This is a genomic window from Chloroflexota bacterium (assembly GCA_016219275.1).
GTDB lineage: Bacteria > Chloroflexota > Anaerolineae > UBA4142 > UBA4142 > JACRBM01.
The window spans coordinates 55,378-75,462 of sequence record JACRBM010000060.1 but is presented as its reverse complement, the minus strand read 5'-3'; the positions used below and the strand labels follow the sequence as shown (position 1 = coordinate 75,462).

Below are 20,085 nucleotides of genomic sequence, written 5' to 3'. Positions count from 1 at the left end.
TCCTCCATTAAGACAAGCACAAGAAACGGATCTGGGTTGCGCGCGAGAAAATCAGAGGATGCTGAGAACCCCTTCGACCGTATGGCGCAAATGTTCCACCAACAACACTTTCGCGCGATCAACCTCGCGGTAGCGACACGCGGCGATGATCGCGGTGTGGTCGGCGATTGCCATTTCATCGCGCGCGAGGATGGACGAGTACATTTGACGATAGCACGCCGAGCGGAGCGCGAGACTGCTGACGAGTTCGAGCAAAAGCGGTTGACGAGCCGGGGTGTAAAGCAGAACGTGAAATTCTTGGTTGATTTGCAATGCTAACGCGTGGTTCTGTTGTTTTGCCGCTTCCGCAAAACGTTGTTGCACCGCCTGGATTTTATCAAAATCCTGATCGGTCATTTGGGGAATCGCCAGATCGATTCCAAGCGGTTCGCGCGCCTGACAAATGCGATAAATTTCAAGCAGACCGTCGTGCGAGAGTTCACTAACATACGCGCCGCGATGGGGTGTTATCGTCACTAATCCCTCTGCCGCCAGCAGTCGCAATCCCTCCCGCACCGGGATGAGACTGACATCTAGCGCGCGCGATCTCGTTCTGGTCAAGCCGTTGACCGGGAACATGCTGCTCAATGAAAATCGCATTGAGGAGTTGCGTTCGAACGAATTTCGAGGTCGTTTTACGTTTATCCTTGGCAATTGAAATTGCCCCGCATGAGCCGTTGGCTGGTCGCCCGCCTACGCGGGCGAAATGCGGCGTCCACGTAGGTGGACGCCCGGCGGAACGCCCACCAAAGGCAATTTCAATCGCCCATTTTAACTCCACGATTCAGTGTTGGGCTACCAAATCATAAATTCATCCGCGAATAACGCGAACCCTGGCACTTGCGTTCCCGCCAGGGCAAGTGTAACGCGAATGAATTTAAAAATTAGCGGAGATTCGCGTTATTCGCGTATAAAAAAACGGGCGAAAACGATTTGGCGAAGGTAACGTTTATAATACATCTTTAATTTTTGTTTGCTCACAATTCACCGCCGAGATCACGAACTTAACGGATAGGTCAAATCGCCTACTGCGAATTACGCCAACCGACGGTAGAACAGTATGTTGTTTGGTGGTACAATTGAATTACCAAACCAGGTCTGCTCTTGGGAGACACGATGAACACTGACAAGGAATATATTCCCGCGTTGCGGTTTCGTGTTCTAACTCCGTTGTACGATCCACTCTTGCGCTGGGGCATGCGCGAACTCACGTTCAAGCGGCGTCTCATTGAAACCGCACGCATCGCAACTGGATTCCGCGTACTCGATCTCGGTTGTGGCACCGGCACGCTGACTGTCCTGCTCAAGCAAACGCATCCCGCTGCCGAAATCATTGGCATGGACGGCGATCCAACGGTGCTGGCAATGGCGCGCGCAAAAGCGGCGCGACAAAACGTGACGATCACTTTTGACGAAGGGATGGCTTTCCAACTGCCGTACCCCGCTGACTCATTTGACCGGGTCGTTTCGAGTCTCGTGATGCACCACTTGACGACCGCAGACAAATCGCGCGCATTGCGCGAGACATTTCGCGTGCTCAAGCCAGGCGGCGAATTGCTCGTGGTAGATTTTGGCGAACCACACAATTCGCTCGCGTGGCTGATTTCGCGCGTGACGCGGCGACTCGAAAGGACTGACGACAATATCCTGGGACGTCTGCCCGACATGTTTCGCGGTGCGGGCTTTCAATCCGTCCAAATCGTCGAACAATTTATGAGTGTGTTTGGTACGCTGGCGTTGTATCGCGGATGCAAACCTTGATGTCACATGGGAGGATTCGATGCGAACGATATTTTTGTTTCTACTCGTGGCAATGCTCGCGCTCGCCGCATGCGGGACGCCGGCGCTCAACGCGCCGACGAAGGTAAACGTCGCAGACGGTTCGTACACGAATGTTGCGCCCGCGCTGTTGAAGCAGATGCTCGCGACAAAAGATTTCGTCTTGGTCAACGTGCACATTCCGTATGCCGGCGAAATCGAAAAGACGGATGCGTTCATCCCGTACGACGAGATTCAGCCAAACATTTCCAAATTTCCCGCCGACAAGAATGCCAAGATTCTCTTGTACTGTCAGTCGGGTCGCATGAGCACGATCGCAGCGGAAGAGTTGGTGAAACTGGGTTACACCAACTTGTGGCACCTTGACGGCGGAATGAGCGCGTGGGAAAACGCGGGCTTGCCAGTCATTCGAAAGTGAGATGACGCGATGAAAGAAGCAACCTTGGAGATTGGGGATTGGAAATCGGTCCTCGATGCGCAGTGCATCGAACACTGCTTGCTGCAGGTGCGCGGCGTGCATCACGCCGACGCGAATTTTATGAGCGGGACGGTCACGGTGCATTTCGACGAAACGCAAACCTCTGTTGCCGCCATGAAAAAAATGCTTGACGAACGGGGATTCGAGTGCATGCAGTCCATGCCGCGACACCTCGTCAAAGACGCCGACCCACCTGCCGCGACGATGACGATGGATCAGCACGCCGCGCACATGGGACACGTGATGCCGACCTCACCCCCTGCCCCTTTCCTAAAAGGAGAGGGGAGTCACGCGGCGCATGGCGAAACCGCCGCGATGGCGCACGAGACACTTGCACCGCACGCAAGTGCAGGTGTGGGGCATGGCGCGGGAATGACGATGGACGCGATGGTGCGCGATATGCGAAATCGGTTTCTTGTGGCGCTCGTGTTCGCGCTTCCAATTTTTCTCTACTCGCCGCTCTTCACCGATTTTTTCAAAATCGTTTTGCCGGTGCCGTTCGGTTTGAGCAACAAACTCTTTTCATTCATCCTCGCGACGCCGCCGATTTTGTACAGCGGTTGGATTTTCTACATCGGCGCGTGGCGTGCGCTCAAGAATCGCGTGCTGAATATGGCGGTGCTCGTCGCGCTCTCGGTGCTCGCGGGCTATCTGTTCAGCGTCGCCGCGACGTTTCTGTTCGAGAGCGAAGTATTCTACGAAGCGTCCGCGCTCCTGCTCGTTTTCGTCTTGCTCGGGCACTGGCTCGAAATGCGCGCGCGGTCGGGCGCATCGCAAGCGATTCAGCAGCTGCTCAATCTCGCGCCGCCGCAAGCGACGGTGATACGCGATGGACAAGAAATCGAAATGGCAACCTCCGACGTACTGCGCGACGACATCGTGCTGATTCGACCTGGGAATAAAATTCCGGTGGATGGTGTGCTCGTCGAAGGCGCATCGTCGGTGGACGAATCTATGATTACGGGCGAGTCGCTGCCCGTGTCGAAAAAAGTGGGCGATCCGGTCATCGGCGCGACGATCAACAAAACCGGGACGTTCAAATTCAAGGCGACCAAAGTCGGTGCGGACACCGCGCTCGCGCAAATCGTCAAACTCGTGCAGACCGCGCAAAATTCCAAAGCGCCCGCGCAGAGATTAGCGGATCGCGCGGCGCAGTGGCTTGTCGCGGCGGCGATTGGGTTCGGCGCATTGACGTTTATCGGATGGTACTTGTTCGGCGCGCGCTATGTGCCGGCGGAGACGACGCCGTTCGTGTTCGCGCTTACGCTCGCAATCACGGTCGTCGTCATCGCCTGCCCCGACGCGCTGGGTCTCGCGACGCCGACCGCGGTGATGATGGGCACGGGACTCGGCGCGCAGAATGGCATCCTGTTCAAGAACGCGACCGCGCTGGAACAAACGTCGAAGGTGAGCGCGATTATTTTCGACAAGACGGGAACGTTGACCCGCGGACAACCGGAAGTGGTAGAGGTTTTGGAAGTTGGAAAGACCGACGTCCAACCTCCAACGTCCAACCTCCAATTTCTATCCCTTGTCGCGTCCGTCGAACAATCATCCGAGCATCCGCTCGCGCAGGCGATTGTGAATAAAGCGAAAGCGCAGAACCTGGCTCTCGCCGAAGCGAAAAACTTTGAGGCGATCCCAGGTCACGGCGCGCAAGCAACGGTGAACGGCAAAACGGTTCTCGTCGGCAATCGCAAATTGATGCGCGATAATCACATCGCGTTCGATGGTTTGGCGCAATCCGCCGATGCGCTCGAAGGCGCGGGGCGCACGGTCGTGTACGCGGCGCTGGACAGAAAATTTGCGGGCTTGATCGCGATTGCGGATGCGTCACGCGACACATCGAAAGCGACCGTCGCGAAATTACGCGCGCGGGGTATTCAAGTCGCGATGTTGACCGGCGACAATCGCGCAACCGCAAAACGTATCGCAGGGGAACTGGGAATCGAAACCGTGTTCGCCGAGGTTCTACCGCATCAAAAAGCGGACAAGGTGAAGGAATTACAGTCCCAGGGTAAGCAGGTCGCAATGGTCGGCGACGGCATCAACGATGCACCCGCGCTTGCGCAAGCCGACGTGGGCATCGCGATTGGCGCAGGCACGGATGTCGCGATGGAAACCGCCGATGTCGTGTTGATGAAGAGCGATCCGTTTGATGTTGTCAAGGCAATCGAATTGTCGAAAGCGACGGTCGCCAAGATGAAACAGAATTTGTGGTGGGCGGCGGGTTACAACACGATTGCGTTTCCGATTGCCGCCGGCGTGTTCTATCCCGCGTTCGGCTTGATGCTCCGCCCTGAAATCGGCGCGATCGCGATGAGCGGGAGTTCGCTCATCGTCGCGGTGAACGCGTTGATGCTCAAGTACACCAAGTTGGGCGATTGAAAGCAAAAGGGAGCGGCGACGACCGCTCCCTTTTTGATGGCGCTTACATTCGCATTGCCATCGGCAACATGAAAAAGTAAATGTTCACGATGCCGAGCAACGCGATCAAACTCGCGTACGGAATCAGGGTCGTCCAGCTCTTGCCGCCGGTGTAGTTGTTCCGCGCGATGCGATATGCGGTGTAGAGCGAGAGCGCCGCACCGAGAACAATCAACACGAATTGAAGCAGTTGAATCGTCGCATTGTCCACGAGCGCGGGCGACGCATCGGGCGCGGTTTGACCCAGGAACGTGAGCGCGGTGTAGACGACGGCTTTGCCTTCCGCCAACAGGTGGAACAAGTTGTGCGCGACGTGTCCCGCGACATCGAGCGGAATGATCGCGTAGCCGAACTTGGCAAAGTTTTGCGCCGGCGAATCGCCGTTCAGTTTCTGCGCGAACAACGCGGCGATAGACAACAAGCCGATCGGAATTCCCATCGCGATCAGAAACGTGATCGTGAATGTGATCGCGTAATTTTGTGTGCCGATCGCGTTCTCAAGCCAGGTCAACATCGAACGCCACACTTCGAGCATTGTCACGTTTTGAATGAACACGATGCCCATAATCACGACCGCGAGAAACGCTTCTTCCAATTTCGGTTTGCGAATGAACCACAACTCTTTCGTGGGAAAGCGCAAGGTCAGGCGAATCGAATCGTTGGGGCAGGTCTTGGCGCAGTTGCCGCACACGTTGCATTCGGCGTTCGTGTCCATCACGCGCGGAAACTCGAACATGGGGCAACCCGCGACTTGATCATTGCCTTTGTAGCACGCCGACACGTTGCATTTGGCGCATTTTTCCGGCGTCGCGCGCAAAGCCAGCATTCCGGTGCGCGCGTAATTGCCGGACAGTCCACCCAGGAAGCACAGATAGCGGCACCACGCGCGGCGTTCCCACAGCGCGCCGGCAATCACCACGCCGGTCGTAATGAGCAAAAGCAGAATGCCCGAGCCCCAGGGCGACTCGACGATGCCCCAGACGTGATCGCTCCACGTAATCATAATGAACGCGGCGTCAATGATCCAGATGCCGTACTGTTTCAAAAACTGCGGCACGCGGCGATGGTGTCCGACAAACTTTTGCACGACATCGCTTAACGTGCCGAACGGACAAATCGCGCACCAGAATCTGCCCAGGATGAGAAAGATGATTGGAATGAGGGGCCACCACAGCACCCAGGTCAGCGCGGTGCCCAGGTTGTCGTGCGCGACGACGGGACCGAGCACCAGTTGATAGATAACCAGCGCAAAAAACACGATGGTGGGCAATTGGAAAATTCCCGGGAACCAGTTGCTTTTTACAAATCCGCCGATCCATTTATTCTTGAGCAGATTGCCGGCGGCGGCAGTCGCCGGTGGTTTTGAATTCAACATCCGAATAACTCCTTCGTCTATTTTTTCGACGCTTTGCGTTTGGTGATGCCTGCCGTCGCGATGACGGCAAGATTCACGCCGAGAAATCCGCTCAACACGAGCCAGGTTTCCGCGCTGCGCGCCGCGTTGACGGCAAACAGCGCCGTCTGTTCTTTGCCTTCGATTTCGTAACTGACGGTGAGCAACCATTCACCCGCGTTGGGAAACATCACCTGCCCGACGTACTCGCCTTCGGTCTTGCCGGCGGTCATCGGTTTGCCCGCGTGGGCGGCATCTTCATCGGCGTGGCTTGCGTTTTTCGCTTCGGCTTGGTGCGTGACATTTTTTTCGTTCGCGTGCGATGCGACCTGGGCTGTTGCGTGCGTGTCCTTCTGTTCGTTCGCGTGATCGTCTTTCTTGACGGCGCTGTGAGTTTCCGGCGTAGACCCATGACTCGACGATGTGGTTTTTGTGTGATCGTCTTTTGCGATTGAGGCGCGCTGGTTCGCGGCGACCGCGACGCGCACCGTCGCATCGTGGAGTGGCTTGCCGGTCTGGATGTTCCGCACTTGCACAGTGATTGGATTGCTTCCCGGGATCACAGGCGACATCAAGGTCACTTGGGTTTGGTACTCGTTCTGCGCGATTTCCATCGCGTTGGCAACTGGCGAGGCGATCATGGGTGTCGCGGCAGGCGCGGCGCAAGCTGTCAAACCCAGCGTCAACACAACGACGCCGGCGATGCCGAGTCGCCACCAGACCGATCGAAAACGGATTCTCATTGATGGAACCTCCTCATGAAAAATGGTCGCACGCACGAATGGCGTGCTTGGGACTTGCGATATTTTAACAATCTCACGCGCAACCCCCCAGAGCGAAATGGCGCGGAACGGACTAGGCAAAATGGCGGGGTAACAACGGGCTACCGCCAAATGGCGTAGCCCACAACCCGCTCAAAAGCGGTGGCGCGGCGTCGAAAAGCAGATTATATTGGGAACGCAGAAAAAAAACACACCCTCTTCACGCCATCTTCACAACGTTTCGATAAACTGTCCACAAGATTGAAAAATTCGCAGGAGGCGAAAAATGAAAAACACTAGTTGGGTTCTCGGCATCGTTCTCGTCGTCGTACTTGCGCTGTTGCTCTTTAGCGGCGCGGGGATGATGGGCGGATTCGGCATGATGGGATCCGGAATGATGGGCGGCTATGGCGGTTACGGCGGAATGATGAACAGCTATAGCTTTAATCCGCTCGGCGCGATGATGATGCTCGTCTACTGGGGTCTCTTCATTGGCGGCATCGTGCTGTTGGTCGTTTGGCTCGCGCGCAATGCGAATCGGGTGACGCCTTCAGCGTCAAGCGAATCGCCGCTCGATATTTTGAAAGCGCGGTACGCCAAAGGCGAAATCACGAAAGAACAATTCGACGCCATCAAGCGCGATTTGGGAGCGTAAGAAAAAGTGATACGACGCTTTACGCGCAGAGAATTTCTGAAATTATCCGGTTTGGGCGTCGGCGCCTTGACGATTGTAGGTTTGAGCGGTTGCGGGGTTGCACCGTTTCTATCTGGAGCGGCGCAACCGGTTCGCACCAGCGGCGATTTCGTTCCCGATGTCGAACTCAAATTGACCGCGACCGATACACAAGCCAGCATCTTGCCAGGTCAACCGACGCGCGTATGGAAGTACGACGGCGCGGTGCTGAAAGGCGACTCCGCCAGTTTGCAAACGATTCCAAACAGTTACCTCGGTCCGATCATTCGCGCCAAACGCGGACAAAAGTTTCGAGTGCATTTGAATAATGCGTTGGGTGAGCCGACGATCATTCATTGGCATGGTCTGCACGTTCCGCCCGAAATGGACGGGCATCCGCGTTATGCGATCCAGCCAGGACAGTCGTACGTGTACGATTTCGAGATTCGTAATCGCGCCGGCACGTATTGGTTTCATCCGCACCCGCATCAACGCACCGGCTTTCAAGCGTACGCCGGACTCGCGGGCTTGTTCCTGATTTCGGACGACGAAGAAACGGAAGCGAATTTGCCGCGCGGCGAATTCGACTTGCCGCTCGTCATTCAAGATCGCACATTCAACGCGGCGAATCAACTGGTCTATGTCACGAGTCCGATGGAGCAGATGATGGGATTTCTCGGCGACCGCATTCTCGTCAACGGGCGACCTGATTTCGCGATGAACGTCGCCACGCGCGCGTATCGTTTCCGCGTATTGAATGGCTCGAACTCGCGCGTGTACAAACTCGCGTGGGAGGACGGTACGCCGTTGACCGTGATTGCAACCGACGGCGGCTTGCTCGAAAAACCCGCGCAACGGAATTACGTGACGCTCGGACCCGGTGAACGCGTTGAACTATGGGCGGATTTCAGCAATCGGCGCGTGGGCAGTGAATTGAAACTTCAGAGTCTCGCGTTTTCGGGTGCGGAATCGGGGATGATGGGCGGAATGATGGGTGGTGGCATGATGGGCGGCGGGATGATGGGTGGCAGCAACGCCACATTACCGCACGGCGCAGAATTTACGATCATGCGCGTCAAGATAGATCGCGAGATCAAGGACAGTACTCCATTGCCCGAACGTCTCAGCGCGATTCAACGCTATCGTCTCGACGACGCGATCAATCGTCAGAGTCCACGCACTTTTGGAGTTTCGATGCAACAAATGATGACGTGGACGATCAACGGGCGCGTGTTCGAGATGGAGGGCATCGCGAACGACGAAATCGTAAAACTCAATACGCTCGAAGCGTGGGAGTTTGTCAATCAGACGAACAGCATGGATCAAATGGTACACCCGATGCACATTCACGGCGTGCAGTTCCAGGTGATCGAACGGCAGATCGCGCCACAATTCAGGGTGGACTGGGACACGGTGCGCGCTGGGTACGTGGATGAGGGTTGGAAAGATACGGTGACGTTGTGGGCTGGTGAGCGCGTCAAATTGTTGATGCGCTTTGAAGATTTCCCAGGAATGTACTTGTATCACTGTCACAATCTGGAACACGAGGATCAAGGTTTGATGCGAAACTATTTGGTTCAAGCGTGAATCAGATAAACACATAAAATTTCACTCGTTTCACTTTTTAGTGAAAACGAAGAATGAAAAAGGAGAAGATAAAATGATGGGCGGATTTGGACTCGGTGGCGGAATGTTGTTCGGCGGATTGCTGATGATCGCCTTCTGGGTGTTGGTCATCGGCGGCGCGGTGTGGCTCGTGGTCACGCTCGCGCGCGGCAGTCAAGGTTCCTTGGCGACGCCGGTATCCGGGCAAACCCCGCTGGCGATTTTGCAAGCGCGCTATGCCAAAGGCGAAATCACGAAAGAACAGTTCGACACGCTCAAGCGCGATGTGGGGGTGTAAGATGTGGTGTATGTTGATGCATGCTCTGCACGGCAACCACGATGGACACCAACCATCAAGTACCTCGAACGAATCGCTGTTGGAAATTCTCAAGCGGCGTTACGCGCTGGGTGAAATCAACGATGCGCAATTCGAACAGTTGAAGCGTACGCTGGGGGTGTCATCGTCAGCGCAAGCTAATGCGCCGACAGAACACCCGGGTCATTCGACAATTTAGCGATTCCCGGAAGAATTCAAAGGCGAAATCACGAAAGAACAGTTCGACGAAATGCGCCGCGATCTCGCCGCGTGAAAATCTCGAACCGTGCCTAAACTCGCCACGTTCAACGCGGACGCGGCGAGTTTGCGTTTGCATCCCGTTACCGAGTGTGTTAAGATTCGGCTGAAAGGTTGACTATGGAAAATTCCGCGCCAGTCATCCGCGTGATCCTCGCCGACGATCACGCCGTCGTTCGCAAAGGCATCCGCGAGTTTCTGGAAGAAGACGCGGCGATTCGTGTCATCGCCGAAGCGAGCGACGGCGAAGAAGCTGTTGCGTTCGTCGCGCGCGACAAGCCCGACGTCGCGGTGTTCGATATTCAGATGCCGAAGATGAACGGGATGGAAGCGACGCGCCGCGTGAAAAAAGAATTTCCGCACACGCGCGTGCTGATTCTCACCGCCTACGACGACGATCCGTACATCTTTGCCGCGCTCCAAGCGGGCGCAAGCGGTTATCTGCTCAAGACGGCAAACTCCGATGAAATCTGCCGCGCCGTGCACGCGATTGCCGCCGGCGAATCGGCGCTCTCTCCCTCCGTCGCCAAGCGACTCGTGCAACGCGCGTCGGGCGTCGAAACCCCGCGCGACGAAATCGTCGAACCGCTGACCGACCGCGAACTCGAAGTGTTACGCCTCGCGGCGAAAGGCATGAGTAACAAACAAATCGGCGTCACGCTCTCCATCAGCGACCGCACCGTACAAGGGCATCTCGCCAACATCTACGCCAAACTACACGTCACCACGCGCACGGAAGCGGTGCTGTTTGCGTTACGCGAAAAGTGGATCATGCTTGAGTAGCCAATCAACAGTTTACTGCCTACTGTTGACTGTTGACTGTTCACTATGTTTCGAGACCTCCGCACCCAACTCCTCCTCTGGACGATTCTGCCGCTCGGCGCAATATTGATCGTCGTCGCGTATTTCGGTGTCAATAGTCATCAGACCGCGATGCGCGAGATGGTCGCCGAGCGCGATGGCGTCGTCGCGCGCGTCGCCGCCGCGCAATGGTCGGAGACCCTCGCGCTGCACGCGCGTCTGCTGCCCACGCTCGACCCAGGTCTGCCCGCGCAATGCGACACGAGTTGCGCCGCGTTCGACGGCGGCATCGCGTCGTTCGACGCGCAAGGCAATCTGCTGCACGCGCAACCCTCCGCCGACGTTTGGCAAAATCGGCGCGCCCACGTCGCCAGTCTGCTCAACCGTCGAGAGGTTTCCTTCGCGCCGCCGTTCGTCGAAAACAACGTGACGCGCGTTCTCGTCGCCGTGCCGCAAAGCGGAAATATTTTGATCGGCGCGTTCGCGCCGCCGCCGCTGACGAACCTCGGCTTTGGCGCGCACGGCATCGCGTATCTCGTGGATGCGCGCGGAAAAATTATCGCGCATCCCAACGCCGCGCGCCTGGGCGAGGATATGTCGCGCCACGCCGGCATCACGCAGGTGATGCGCGGCGAAACCGGCGCAACGTATCATCACGCGGACACCGGCGCGGAAATCGTCGTCGGTTACGCGCCGATCGCGCCGATGAACTGGGGCTTGATCGTCGAAGAACCCTGGGAAGAAATCGTCGCGCCGATGTTTCAGTACGCGGTGCTCTTGCCGCTGCTGCTTTCGCTGGCGGCGGTGGTTGCGCTCGGCGCGGTGTACTTTGGCGTCCGCAATGTCGTGCGTCCGCTGCAAAATCTCGCGCAAGCCGCGAACCGCATCGCGTACGGCGATTATCGTGCGGCAGAACGACCGGTCGGCGGGGTGGGTGAAATCGAAGCCCTGCGCGAAACGCTCGATGCGATGGCGCGCCAGGTTAGCGCGGCGCAGGACGCGATGCAGAATTACATCACGGCGATGACGCGCGGGCAGGAAGATGAACGTGTGCGCCTCGCGCGCGAACTGCACGACGAGACCATCCAATCGCTCATCGCGTTGCAACAACGGATCGAGATGGTGGAAAAGGCGTTGGGTAGAGACACAGCCAGTGCCGCAGGGAAAATCAAGGAACTGAGGGAACTGGTTGGAACGGCGCTTGTGTCGGTGCGCCGTTTCGTGCGCGATTTGCGTCCGACCTATCTTGAGGAACTAGGATTGATTCCCGCACTGGAAATGCTGGCGCGCGAATCACACGCGACTTTTGAAGTGACCGGCGAAGAAACGCGGCTCGATGCGGAGCGCGAGCTCGCGCTGTATCGCATCGTGCAAGAAGCGTTGCGGAACGTTGCCAAGCACGCGCAAGCCAAGCACGTAGCGGTGACGTTGTCGTTCGACGCGCACGAAGTCGCGGCGACGATTGAAGACGACGGCGTCGGTTTCGTCGCGCCGGACGCGCCGACAGCGTACGCGCCCGCCGGGCATTTCGGTTTGATGGGAATGCAGGAACGCGCGCAATTGTTCGGCGGCAACGTCTATGTGAAATCGGAACACGGCAAGGGCACGAAGGTGGTGGCGTTTGTGCCGGTTAGTGCGATAGTTCAATAGTGCGATAGTGCGATGGTGCGATAGTGCGATAGTGCGATGGTTGGATAGTGCGAGGAGCGCAGCGACAAAGCAATCTCCGAGCGACAAATTGACGGACACACGCGGCGCGCGAAATTGTGCGCCGTTTTTTTATTTTTGGCATACGCCAAATGGCGTACCGGCGATGCGTCGCTTTGCCCGTGCGATTTTGCTAGCGCGGTTATACAATAGGCGCAAGATTATCTGCGGGGTGCAATGTGAATCGAATTCTATCTTTCGTCTTGCTCATTGTGATGCTTACGCCTTTACTCTTGACGACGGCGTGTGCGGCAACTCCAGCGCAAGAATTGAAATTAGCGCCCGCGAGTAGCTTGCCCGCGCATATTCACAATGCGCCGACGCGTGTGCGCGAAGCGTACCAATTTGCCGTAGCGAATCCCGACGCGCTCAAGAATGTGCCCTGCTATTGTGGTTGCGGCGCGATTGGACACACGAGCGATTACTCGTGTTACGTGAAAGAAATCAAAGCCGATGGCATGCCGGTGTTTGATGATCATGCGCTGGGGTGTAGCGTTTGCGTGGACATCGCGCAGGATGTAATGAAACTGACGCGCGATGGGAAATCGCCGCCGGACATTCGCGCGGCAATCATGGCGACGTACAGCCAGTTTGGACCGCCGAATCAATGAGCCGACCGAATCGCCAATTGCGATTTGCAATTGTCGCGGTGTCGGCGGTGCTGACGCTGGCGGCGTTCGTCGCGCCGCTCCCTGCCGTTGCGTCTGCGCCCCAAGCGCGCCGAATCGAAATCAGCGCGCGCCAATTCGCGTACGAACCCGCGACGCTCAACGTCCAGCGCGGCGATACGATCACGGTGCATCTCGAATCGCTCGACGCGGCGCACGGCTTGGCGGTTGACGGCTATGCCGTGAACATTCAAGCCGAACCTGGGAAGAGCGCGGACGTGACGTTTGTCGCGGATAAGGAAGGCAAGTTCAAATTTCGTTGTTCGATTGCGTGCGGCACGTTGCATCCGTTTATGATCGGCGAATTGGATGTCACGCCAAATTATCCGTTCGCGCGCGCAATCATCGCTACGTTGATCACAGCCATCGGCGCGGTGATCTATTTCTGGAACAGGACATAGCGCGTGTTGCGTATTGCATGTTCCGTCTTACGCAACACATACTACACAGTCCGACAAAGACCATGACAGATACTCGTCTCGACCTTACCCGCATTCCTATCATCAAAAAAATTCTCGCGAGCCGTTGGTTGCAATGGTCGCTCGTTGCCGGGACCTTGCCGTTCTTTGTGCTGGCGATTTTGACCGGATTGTTTGGCACGCCGGCAGGCAATCGCAACTTTGGCATCGTCTTTGTGTGGATCGTGTGGTGGGGACTGTTGATGCTCGTGATGGTCCCTTTCGCCGGACGTTTTTGGTGCGCGGTGTGTCCGATTCCCGCGCCCGGCGAATGGTTGCAACGCCGTTCGCTCGTGCAGGTACACGAACGCGGCAAACTGTTCACCCTCGGATTGAAATGGCCCCGCCAACTCAACAACATCTGGTTGCAAAGCGCCGCGTTCCTCATCGTCGCGCTCTTTGCTAAAGTGATTCTGACGACGCCGTTCGTCAGCGCGGTGACGGTGTTGATCTTTGCCGGGATCGCCATCGCGACAAGTTTGCTGTTCGAGCGGCGAACGTTCTGCCGCTACATTTGTCCCGTCGGCGGATTCATCGGTTTGTATTCCCAGGTCGCGCCCATCGAAGTACGCGTCAAGGATCACGCACTTTGCGCGACGCACCACGACAAGGCGTGTTACATCGGCAGTGAAAAAGGGTACGGCTGTCCCTGGCTCATCTTTCCCGCGACGCTCGACAAGAATACGAATTGCGGACTGTGCACCGAATGCTTGAAAACCTGCACGCTCGATAACATCGCGTTGTCCGTGCGCCCGTTCGGCAAGGATTTGCTGACGAACAAAGGTCGCCGTCTCGACGAAGCGTATCGCAGTTTGATGATGCTCGCGGGCGCGCCGCTCTACACGATTGTGTTTTTGGGACCCTGGGCGGAGATCAAAGAAGCCGCGTACGCGATCGCTTCGCCGGGCTGGTGGCTGTACGCGCTGGGATTGCTTGCGCTGACGCTCGTCGTCGTCCCAGGAATTTTCTTCGCGTGCGTTGCGTTGTCGAAATTCATCGCGCGTACGAAAGCATCATCGCGCCAATTCTTCGTCGAGTACGCGACCGCGCTGCTCCCGCTTGGACTTGGGGCGTGGGCGTCGTTCAGTTTGTCGTTCGTCCTCGTCAACATTTCGTACGCGTGGCAAGTGATCTCCGATCCATTCGGCTGGGGCTGGAATTTATTTGGCACCGCGAATTGGCAATGGACGCCGTACCTCGCGGGCTGGCAAGCGTACATGCAGATTCCGATTTTGCTGATCGGCTTGGTCGCCGCGATTGCGATTGCGTTTCGCACCACGGGCGAACAACGCGGATCATCGCAAGCCGCGTTGCCGATTGTCGCGTTTTGCGTCGCGTTCACGCTGGTGATGGTGGGATTAAATTTCTGATTTCTAATTGCAGATTTTGGTTTTCAATCTGCAATCTGAAATCTGAAATCTAAAATGAGAAAAGAACTTTTCGCACTTACAGTTGTATTCCTCATCTTCGTCGCGTTTCCCGCGTCGCTTTGGGGATACCAGGCATGGCGGACGAACGCGGGCGATACGCGCGTCATCGCGCTCACCGCGAACGCGCCGGCGACCGGCGGCTGGGTTCCCGATACAATTCGCGTGAACGTGGGCGAGCGCGTGCGTTTGCGAATTTCGTCGCCTGATGTTGCGCATGGGTTTGAAGTTCCCACGCTGGGAATTCGCGTGGATGAAATTTTGCCGGGACACGTCGAGGAAATCGAGTTCACCGCGACGCGCGCGGGACGCTTTCCATTTGCGTGCACGCGTTGGTGCAGCGTAGATCACTGGCGAATGCGCGGAACGATTCTGGTAGTTGATCCGGCGAATCCGAATCCGCCTTTGCCGACCTTTGCGCCGCCGCTCTATCAGCAATTGAAAGTTGACATTGATGCGATGCACCCGACGCAAAACACGCCAACGCAAAAACCCTCCGCCGCGCGCGGCGCGTTGCTCGGCATCGCCATCGCCGATGACCTGCGGATGAAATCGCCGAGTGATGTGTTTACGAAATTGCGCGCCGATGCAATGTTGAGATCGTACACGGATTTGCAACTCTGGGACGCGACGGCGTTGGCATGGAAACGCACCGCCGGCGACACGGCGCTTGCGCGCGGGCAAAAATTATACGCGCGCGATTGCGCCGCGTGTCACGGTGAATCCGGTCAAGGCGATGGACCTGCCGGACGCAATTTGCCGGGGATGCGCGCGATGGACGCGACGATGAGAAAAGGTCCCGCCGATTTCACGGATGCGGCGCAGATGCTCGGCGCAAGCGATGTGCTTTTGCAGGGCAAACTACTGCGCGGGGGGATGGGCACGGGCATGCCCGAGTGGCGATCGCTTTACACGGATGAAGAAATGTGGAACGTGATTAGTTTCTTGAGATCGTTTGTGTTTGATTACCCATAAACAAGGAGACAAATGTCAGACCAACCCATTCGCAAAACGCACGCGCGCGTATCCGAACGCGCCCGCGCGCGCAAGCAAACTGAACGCCGCGATACCATCACGCGCGTCTTGCCCTTTGTGATTGCCGCCGCCGTCGTGCTGTTCGTCGGCATCGTGGTTTTCCTGGCGGCGAACCAAGCGACGCCCGGCGCAGTCGGCGCGCGCTTGGAAGTGGATCGCGAGCAGGTTGACCTGGGCAATCGGATTTTCGATCAACCCGTGCGCGCGACCTTCACCGTCAAAAATGTTGGCGACGGCGCGCTGAAACTCGATATGCCGCGACTGGTCACTGCGTTGGAGGGATGCTGACCTTCCCAAATCGTCGTCGGTCAGACGACACTCCAACCAGGTCAGTCCACCACGATTTCGACCGAGATTGTGATGCATGAAGGCATGGGCGGCAAGCACTTGTTCGAGATTCCGTTGAAGACCAACGACTCGACACAACCACTCAAGAAACTCCTCATCGCGTCGAACTGGGTGCCGCGTTGATCGGGCACACAATCTGCTGATACGCCTACGCCATTTGGCGCACCCGCGCCTACGCCAATTCACACGGCACAGACAGTTCAAATGACGCTGTTGATTTCAAGCGCGGTGTGCTACGCTATGCCCAAGATTTCGCTTCGAAGGAGAAAAAGAAATGGCACGACTCGCTGCATATCGAAACGGAGAGATGACTGACCCACCCATCACGCGGTTCATTTTCTCGGACACGCGTTTTGCGTGGATCTGGTTGATCGTACGGCTGTACATGTCGTACACTTGGATCACGTCGGGGTGGGGCAAGTTCAACAATCCTGCATGGCTGAATACGGGCGATGCGCTCAAGGGCTATTGGGTCAACGCGCTCAAGCTAGATCCCAAACCCGTGATTACGTTCGATTGGTACCGCGTATTCATTCAATTCTTGGTGGATACGCAAGCGTACGTGTGGTTTGCTAAACTCGTCGTGTTCGGCGAATTGCTCATCGGCATCGCGCTATTGGTTGGCGCGTTCACCGGCATCGCCGCATTCTTCGGCGGGTTTATGAACTGGAATTTTATGATGGCAGGCACGACGAGCGTCAATCCGGTTTTCTTCACGCTCTCGATCTTGTTGATCTTCGCGTGGAAGACTGCCGGGTACTGGGGGCTTGACCGCTATCTGTTGCCGGCGCTCGGCACACCGTGGAAACCTGGGTTTATCGCCAGTCCACCCAAACGCGCGTCTGGCTCCGCGCTCGCCGAATAACTGAATCTCTCTCCCCCCGAGGAAACGGTTACCCACGCGGGTGACCGTTTCCACTTTTCTTCGATCCTGCCCATACGCCAAATGGCTTGCCGCGAAACAGGACAGATTGCGCTCACCACCACTGACGATCCGAGGTACACTCTCAGCGAAAGATTTGCCAAGATGAACACACGCCAAATCTCATTTGCCATAGAAGGAATGTTTAGCGCGAATTGTGCGGTCACGCTCGAGCGCGCGTTGACGCGGCTCGATGGGGTCATCGCCGCGCGCGTGAACTATGCGACCGAACGCGCGACCGTCACCTTCGATCCCGCGCGCGTATCGGCAATCGCGATGGTGGGTGTGGCGCAAGGCGAAGGATTTGATGTGCCGCGCCAACGGATCGTACTGAACGTGGCGGACTTGATCTACGCGAGTTCGACGCGCACCATGGAAAAAGTTTTGGCGCGAATGGATGGCGTGGCGCACGTGTCGGTTGACTTGAACGCGCAACAGATCACGTTAGACGTGCTCAACGAATATGTGAATCACACCAATTTCGCAAACGAAATCGCCGCACTGGGCATGCGCGTGATTGATCAACCCGCGCAAAACGCGACGCGCCCGTTCGTTCTGCGCGCCCTCGCGATGATCGCGTTGGCTCTGCTCAGTCTCGTGAGCGCGGGCGCGCACGCGGGTCTCTTCGAGGCAGGCATCCTGCACGCGCCGCTTGTCGTCATCGCGATTTCGGTCGTCATTGCCTACGGGATTGCGCGGCGATTCTATCGCGTGGCGTTTGAAACGGTTCTCCTGCGCGGTATCTTCGACGTGAGTGTAGTGATTGCGCTGGTCGCCTCCGCCGGTTTGTTTTTCGGATTGCCGTTGGCATTGCTTACGCCGACGGGCGCGTTCACGAGTGCTGGTTTCATCGTTTCGATTGGACTGACGGCTGGATGGTTCAGCGCGCGCGCGGTGACTTTGATTCAAAAACCCGCGTGGCAAAATCAAGTCGCACGGCAAATCGCGTTGGGATTGCTTGCGGAACCGCACGACGCCAACCCTCATACGAAATAGGAGTCGCGAATGTCAAGTTTAGCATTGGGGCTTTCACCAACCCGTCAACCCAAATCGAGAATTGTCGCGCTGCCCATTCTCGCCGGCATCCTCGCGGCGATTGGTATGGTTGCGCTGTACGTTTTGATTCTGACGGTCTTTCAGGATTTCACGCATGCGATGCAACAAGCGGGGCAAGACTGGTTCTGGGTCGGCATGGTGTCGTCCGGCTTTGGCGCGCAGATTGGATTGTACGCGTACTTGCGTTTACTCATGAACGCGGCGAAAACCGCCGGCGCAACGGCGGCGACGGGCGCTGGCACGACGACGTCTACACTCGGCATGGTCGCGTGTTGCGCGCATCACCTCACCGATCTCGCGCCGCTCGTCGCGCTCACGGGCGCGAGCAGTCTGTCGGGGACAATCGCGTTTCTCAACGAATGGAAGTACGCGTTCATCGCGCTCGGTCTCGCGGTGAATGCGATCGGCATCCTGATCACGATTCGCACGATTCGCAAATCGCGCGCGCACATGAGCGCGCTACCGGCGATAGTGGAAACCAAGCCGGCGTGCCATTGAAAGTGAGGCGTCAAATGAATCACGATCACACAAAACACATGTTCCTGATGCTCGCGTGTTGTCTCGTTCCGTTCGCGCTGATTCTCGCGGTCAGTGTGTTTGGACTCTCGCTCGGCGCATTGCAACCGCTCGTTCCGTTCGCGCTCGTGTTGATGTGCCCGCTGATGATGATTTTCATGATGCGCGGGACACTTGCCCCGCACGCAAGACCAGAGGTCTCTGCAAAGAGTGCTGGTGTGGGACACGACCACAGCGCGGCGGACGCGCATCAGCATCCCATGAGCACCCAGCACACTGAGGTATCCCAGTCCACACAACTGGCAGAAACAAAAACGCCAGTGGAGCAGAAGAGTTGTCACTAGCGTAAAGAATCAAAGAGGCGACAATGGATGCGCAAACCGATTGGCAAACGCCAAATGTCTCGCGGCGCGGTTTCTTGCGATGGTTGCTTGGCTTTTCGGTCGTCAGTACGATCGCGGGCATTTTTGTTCCCGTCATCGGATACCTCTTGCCCGTTTCGCGCCAAGGTGTGGGCTACCAAGGTCCTACGATGATTGGGGCAGTCGCGGATTTCCCGGTTGGCACGGGCAAAGTGATGGCGGTGAATGACAAACCCGTTATCATCGTTAACACGAAAGCAGGCGGAATTAAAGCATTCTCCGCGATCTGCACGCACCTGGGTTGTGTGGTGGATTGGAAAAAAGAAAAAAGCGCCATCATTTCGCCGTGCCACGATGGACGATTCAACCCAGTTACAGGCGCGGTCATTGGCGGACCGCCGCCGCGCCCGCTACCGCCGTATGAAATCGTGATCAAAGCCGGTAAGGTGTACGTCGGCAAACCGCAAGGGCAAATCTACGGGTCGTAAACGCAAACAGAACAAAAACGCGGCGACACGCATTCGTATCGCCGCAGCCAACGCATGGGCAGTGTTATTTGACGACGAGTTTGGCGAGCATCCCTGCCTCTTTGTGACCCGCCACGGTGCAGAGCACATCGTACGTCCCAGGTCGCGTCGGCGTAAACTCGATGACACTCGATTTGCCGGCGACAGCGGCGATGTGCAGTTTCGGTTGAACTGGCATATTGCTCATATCGTGACCATGCGAGTCCGTCGTCGTCTTGACATCGGACAGCAAAATTTCGACGACGCTCAAGTCGTGCTCGACCGCGCCCTTGTTGAGCAGAGTCAGTTTCACCGGTCTGCCGGCTTCAACTTGAATCGTCGCGGGCAGGAACTTGAACTCGGTCGTTTCGACTTGCACCTCTTGTACCCGACTTGGCGCTCCGCCGCACGCCGTCAATGCAAGCGCGAGCACGACGAACAATATGAACACACACGCGGATCGTTTCATTGCAGGGTCCTCCTCTGGTTGAATTCTGAACAAATTGTATCGCGCCAGAGCGAGATTGGCAACCGCCATTTGGCGTACCGC

The 20,085-nt window shown here is 57.0% G+C and carries 23 protein-coding genes; 19 read left to right on the top strand and 4 right to left on the bottom strand.

Annotation, left to right across the window (positions count from 1 at the left end; translation table 11 throughout):
* Positions 1-51 precede the first annotated feature (51 nt).
* Positions 52-627 (bottom strand): GntR family transcriptional regulator, encoded by a 576-nt coding sequence (locus HY868_17295; protein ID MBI5303896.1) that lies wholly within the window; start codon positions 625-627, stop codon positions 52-54.
* A 528-nt stretch (positions 628-1,155) separates the two neighbouring features.
* On the opposite strand from HY868_17295, the gene HY868_17290 reads away from it, so the two are divergent.
* The 3 genes from HY868_17290 to HY868_17280 are packed head-to-tail and all read left to right on the top strand — an operon-like array spanning position 1,156 to position 4,684.
* Positions 1,156-1,800, top strand: a complete 645-nt coding sequence (locus HY868_17290) for a methyltransferase domain-containing protein (protein ID MBI5303895.1) — start codon at positions 1,156-1,158, stop codon at positions 1,798-1,800.
* Positions 1,801-1,819: 19 nt separating this feature from the next.
* Positions 1,820-2,236, top strand: a complete 417-nt coding sequence (locus tag HY868_17285; GenBank protein ID MBI5303894.1) for a rhodanese-like domain-containing protein — start codon at positions 1,820-1,822, stop codon at positions 2,234-2,236.
* Between the two features lie 9 nt (positions 2,237-2,245).
* Complete coding sequence (locus tag HY868_17280; protein MBI5303893.1) at positions 2,246-4,684, top strand: copper-translocating P-type ATPase; 2,439 nt, start codon at positions 2,246-2,248, stop codon at positions 4,682-4,684.
* 43 nt (positions 4,685-4,727) lie between these two features.
* On the opposite strand, the gene HY868_17275 is transcribed toward HY868_17280, so the two are convergent.
* Both HY868_17275 and HY868_17270 read right to left on the bottom strand, forming a co-directional pair.
* Positions 4,728-6,098, bottom strand: a complete 1,371-nt coding sequence (locus HY868_17275) for a 4Fe-4S binding protein (protein ID MBI5303892.1) — start codon at positions 6,096-6,098, stop codon at positions 4,728-4,730.
* A 17-nt stretch (positions 6,099-6,115) separates the two neighbouring features.
* Complete coding sequence (locus tag HY868_17270; GenBank protein MBI5303891.1) at positions 6,116-6,859, bottom strand: hypothetical protein; 744 nt, start codon at positions 6,857-6,859, stop codon at positions 6,116-6,118.
* A 379-nt stretch (positions 6,860-7,238) separates the two neighbouring features.
* Here HY868_17270 and HY868_17265 point away from each other — a divergent pair, with 379 nt between their 5' ends.
* The 16 genes from HY868_17265 (at position 7,239) to HY868_17190 (ending at position 19,517) form a co-directional block, all read left to right on the top strand.
* Complete coding sequence (locus tag HY868_17265; protein ID MBI5303890.1) at positions 7,239-7,532, top strand: SHOCT domain-containing protein; 294 nt, start codon at positions 7,239-7,241, stop codon at positions 7,530-7,532.
* 6 nt (positions 7,533-7,538) lie between these two features.
* Positions 7,539-9,137 (top strand): multicopper oxidase domain-containing protein, encoded by a 1,599-nt coding sequence (locus HY868_17260; protein MBI5303889.1) that lies wholly within the window; start codon positions 7,539-7,541, stop codon positions 9,135-9,137.
* 124 nt (positions 9,138-9,261) lie between these two features.
* Positions 9,262-9,453 carry an SHOCT domain-containing protein gene (locus HY868_17255; GenBank protein ID MBI5303888.1) on the top strand — a complete coding sequence of 64 codons (192 nt, stop codon included), beginning with the start codon at positions 9,262-9,264 and terminating at the stop codon, positions 9,451-9,453.
* Positions 9,392-9,670, top strand: coding sequence for an SHOCT domain-containing protein (locus HY868_17250; GenBank protein ID MBI5303887.1), 279 nt, complete (start codon positions 9,392-9,394; stop codon positions 9,668-9,670). Before HY868_17255 ends, HY868_17250 begins: the two co-directional genes overlap by 62 nt.
* A gap of 179 nt (positions 9,671-9,849) precedes the next feature.
* Complete coding sequence (locus tag HY868_17245; GenBank protein ID MBI5303886.1) at positions 9,850-10,512, top strand: response regulator transcription factor; 663 nt, start codon at positions 9,850-9,852, stop codon at positions 10,510-10,512.
* A gap of 45 nt (positions 10,513-10,557) precedes the next feature.
* Complete coding sequence (locus HY868_17240; protein MBI5303885.1) at positions 10,558-12,180, top strand: HAMP domain-containing protein; 1,623 nt, start codon at positions 10,558-10,560, stop codon at positions 12,178-12,180.
* A 236-nt stretch (positions 12,181-12,416) separates the two neighbouring features.
* Positions 12,417-12,848, top strand: a complete 432-nt coding sequence (locus HY868_17235; protein MBI5303884.1) for a hypothetical protein — start codon at positions 12,417-12,419, stop codon at positions 12,846-12,848.
* Positions 12,845-13,306, top strand: coding sequence for a cupredoxin domain-containing protein (locus tag HY868_17230; protein ID MBI5303883.1), 462 nt, complete (start codon positions 12,845-12,847; stop codon positions 13,304-13,306). The genes HY868_17235 and HY868_17230 overlap by 4 nt, the downstream gene beginning before the upstream one ends.
* A 62-nt stretch (positions 13,307-13,368) precedes the next feature.
* Positions 13,369-14,733: a 4Fe-4S binding protein gene (locus HY868_17225; protein MBI5303882.1), complete on the top strand. Its 1,365-nt coding sequence runs from the start codon at positions 13,369-13,371 to the stop codon at positions 14,731-14,733.
* Between the two features lie 54 nt (positions 14,734-14,787).
* The gene (locus HY868_17220; protein MBI5303881.1) at positions 14,788-15,765 is read left to right on the top strand and encodes a cytochrome c oxidase subunit II; all 978 of its coding nucleotides are present in this window, start codon (positions 14,788-14,790) and stop codon (positions 15,763-15,765) included.
* A gap of 12 nt (positions 15,766-15,777) precedes the next feature.
* Entirely contained in the window at positions 15,778-16,113 is a 336-nt protein-coding gene (locus HY868_17215; GenBank protein MBI5303880.1) for a hypothetical protein, read from the top strand.
* 334 nt (positions 16,114-16,447) lie between these two features.
* Complete coding sequence (locus HY868_17210; GenBank protein ID MBI5303879.1) at positions 16,448-17,038, top strand: DoxX family protein; 591 nt, start codon at positions 16,448-16,450, stop codon at positions 17,036-17,038.
* Between the two features lie 162 nt (positions 17,039-17,200).
* Positions 17,201-18,091: a cation transporter gene (locus HY868_17205; protein ID MBI5303878.1), complete on the top strand. Its 891-nt coding sequence runs from the start codon at positions 17,201-17,203 to the stop codon at positions 18,089-18,091.
* 9 nt (positions 18,092-18,100) lie between these two features.
* Positions 18,101-18,649: a hypothetical protein gene (locus HY868_17200; protein MBI5303877.1), complete on the top strand. Its 549-nt coding sequence runs from the start codon at positions 18,101-18,103 to the stop codon at positions 18,647-18,649.
* A gap of 14 nt (positions 18,650-18,663) precedes the next feature.
* Positions 18,664-19,011, top strand: coding sequence for a DUF2933 domain-containing protein (locus HY868_17195; protein MBI5303876.1), 348 nt, complete (start codon positions 18,664-18,666; stop codon positions 19,009-19,011).
* A gap of 23 nt (positions 19,012-19,034) precedes the next feature.
* Positions 19,035-19,517 (top strand): Rieske (2Fe-2S) protein, encoded by a 483-nt coding sequence (locus HY868_17190; GenBank protein ID MBI5303875.1) that lies wholly within the window; start codon positions 19,035-19,037, stop codon positions 19,515-19,517.
* A 64-nt stretch (positions 19,518-19,581) separates the two neighbouring features.
* Here HY868_17190 and HY868_17185 read toward each other — a convergent pair whose 3' ends face one another.
* A complete protein-coding gene (locus HY868_17185; protein ID MBI5303874.1) occupies positions 19,582-20,004 on the bottom strand; it encodes a cupredoxin domain-containing protein in 423 nt (140 codons plus the stop codon).
* Positions 20,005-20,085: the final 81 nt, after the last annotated feature.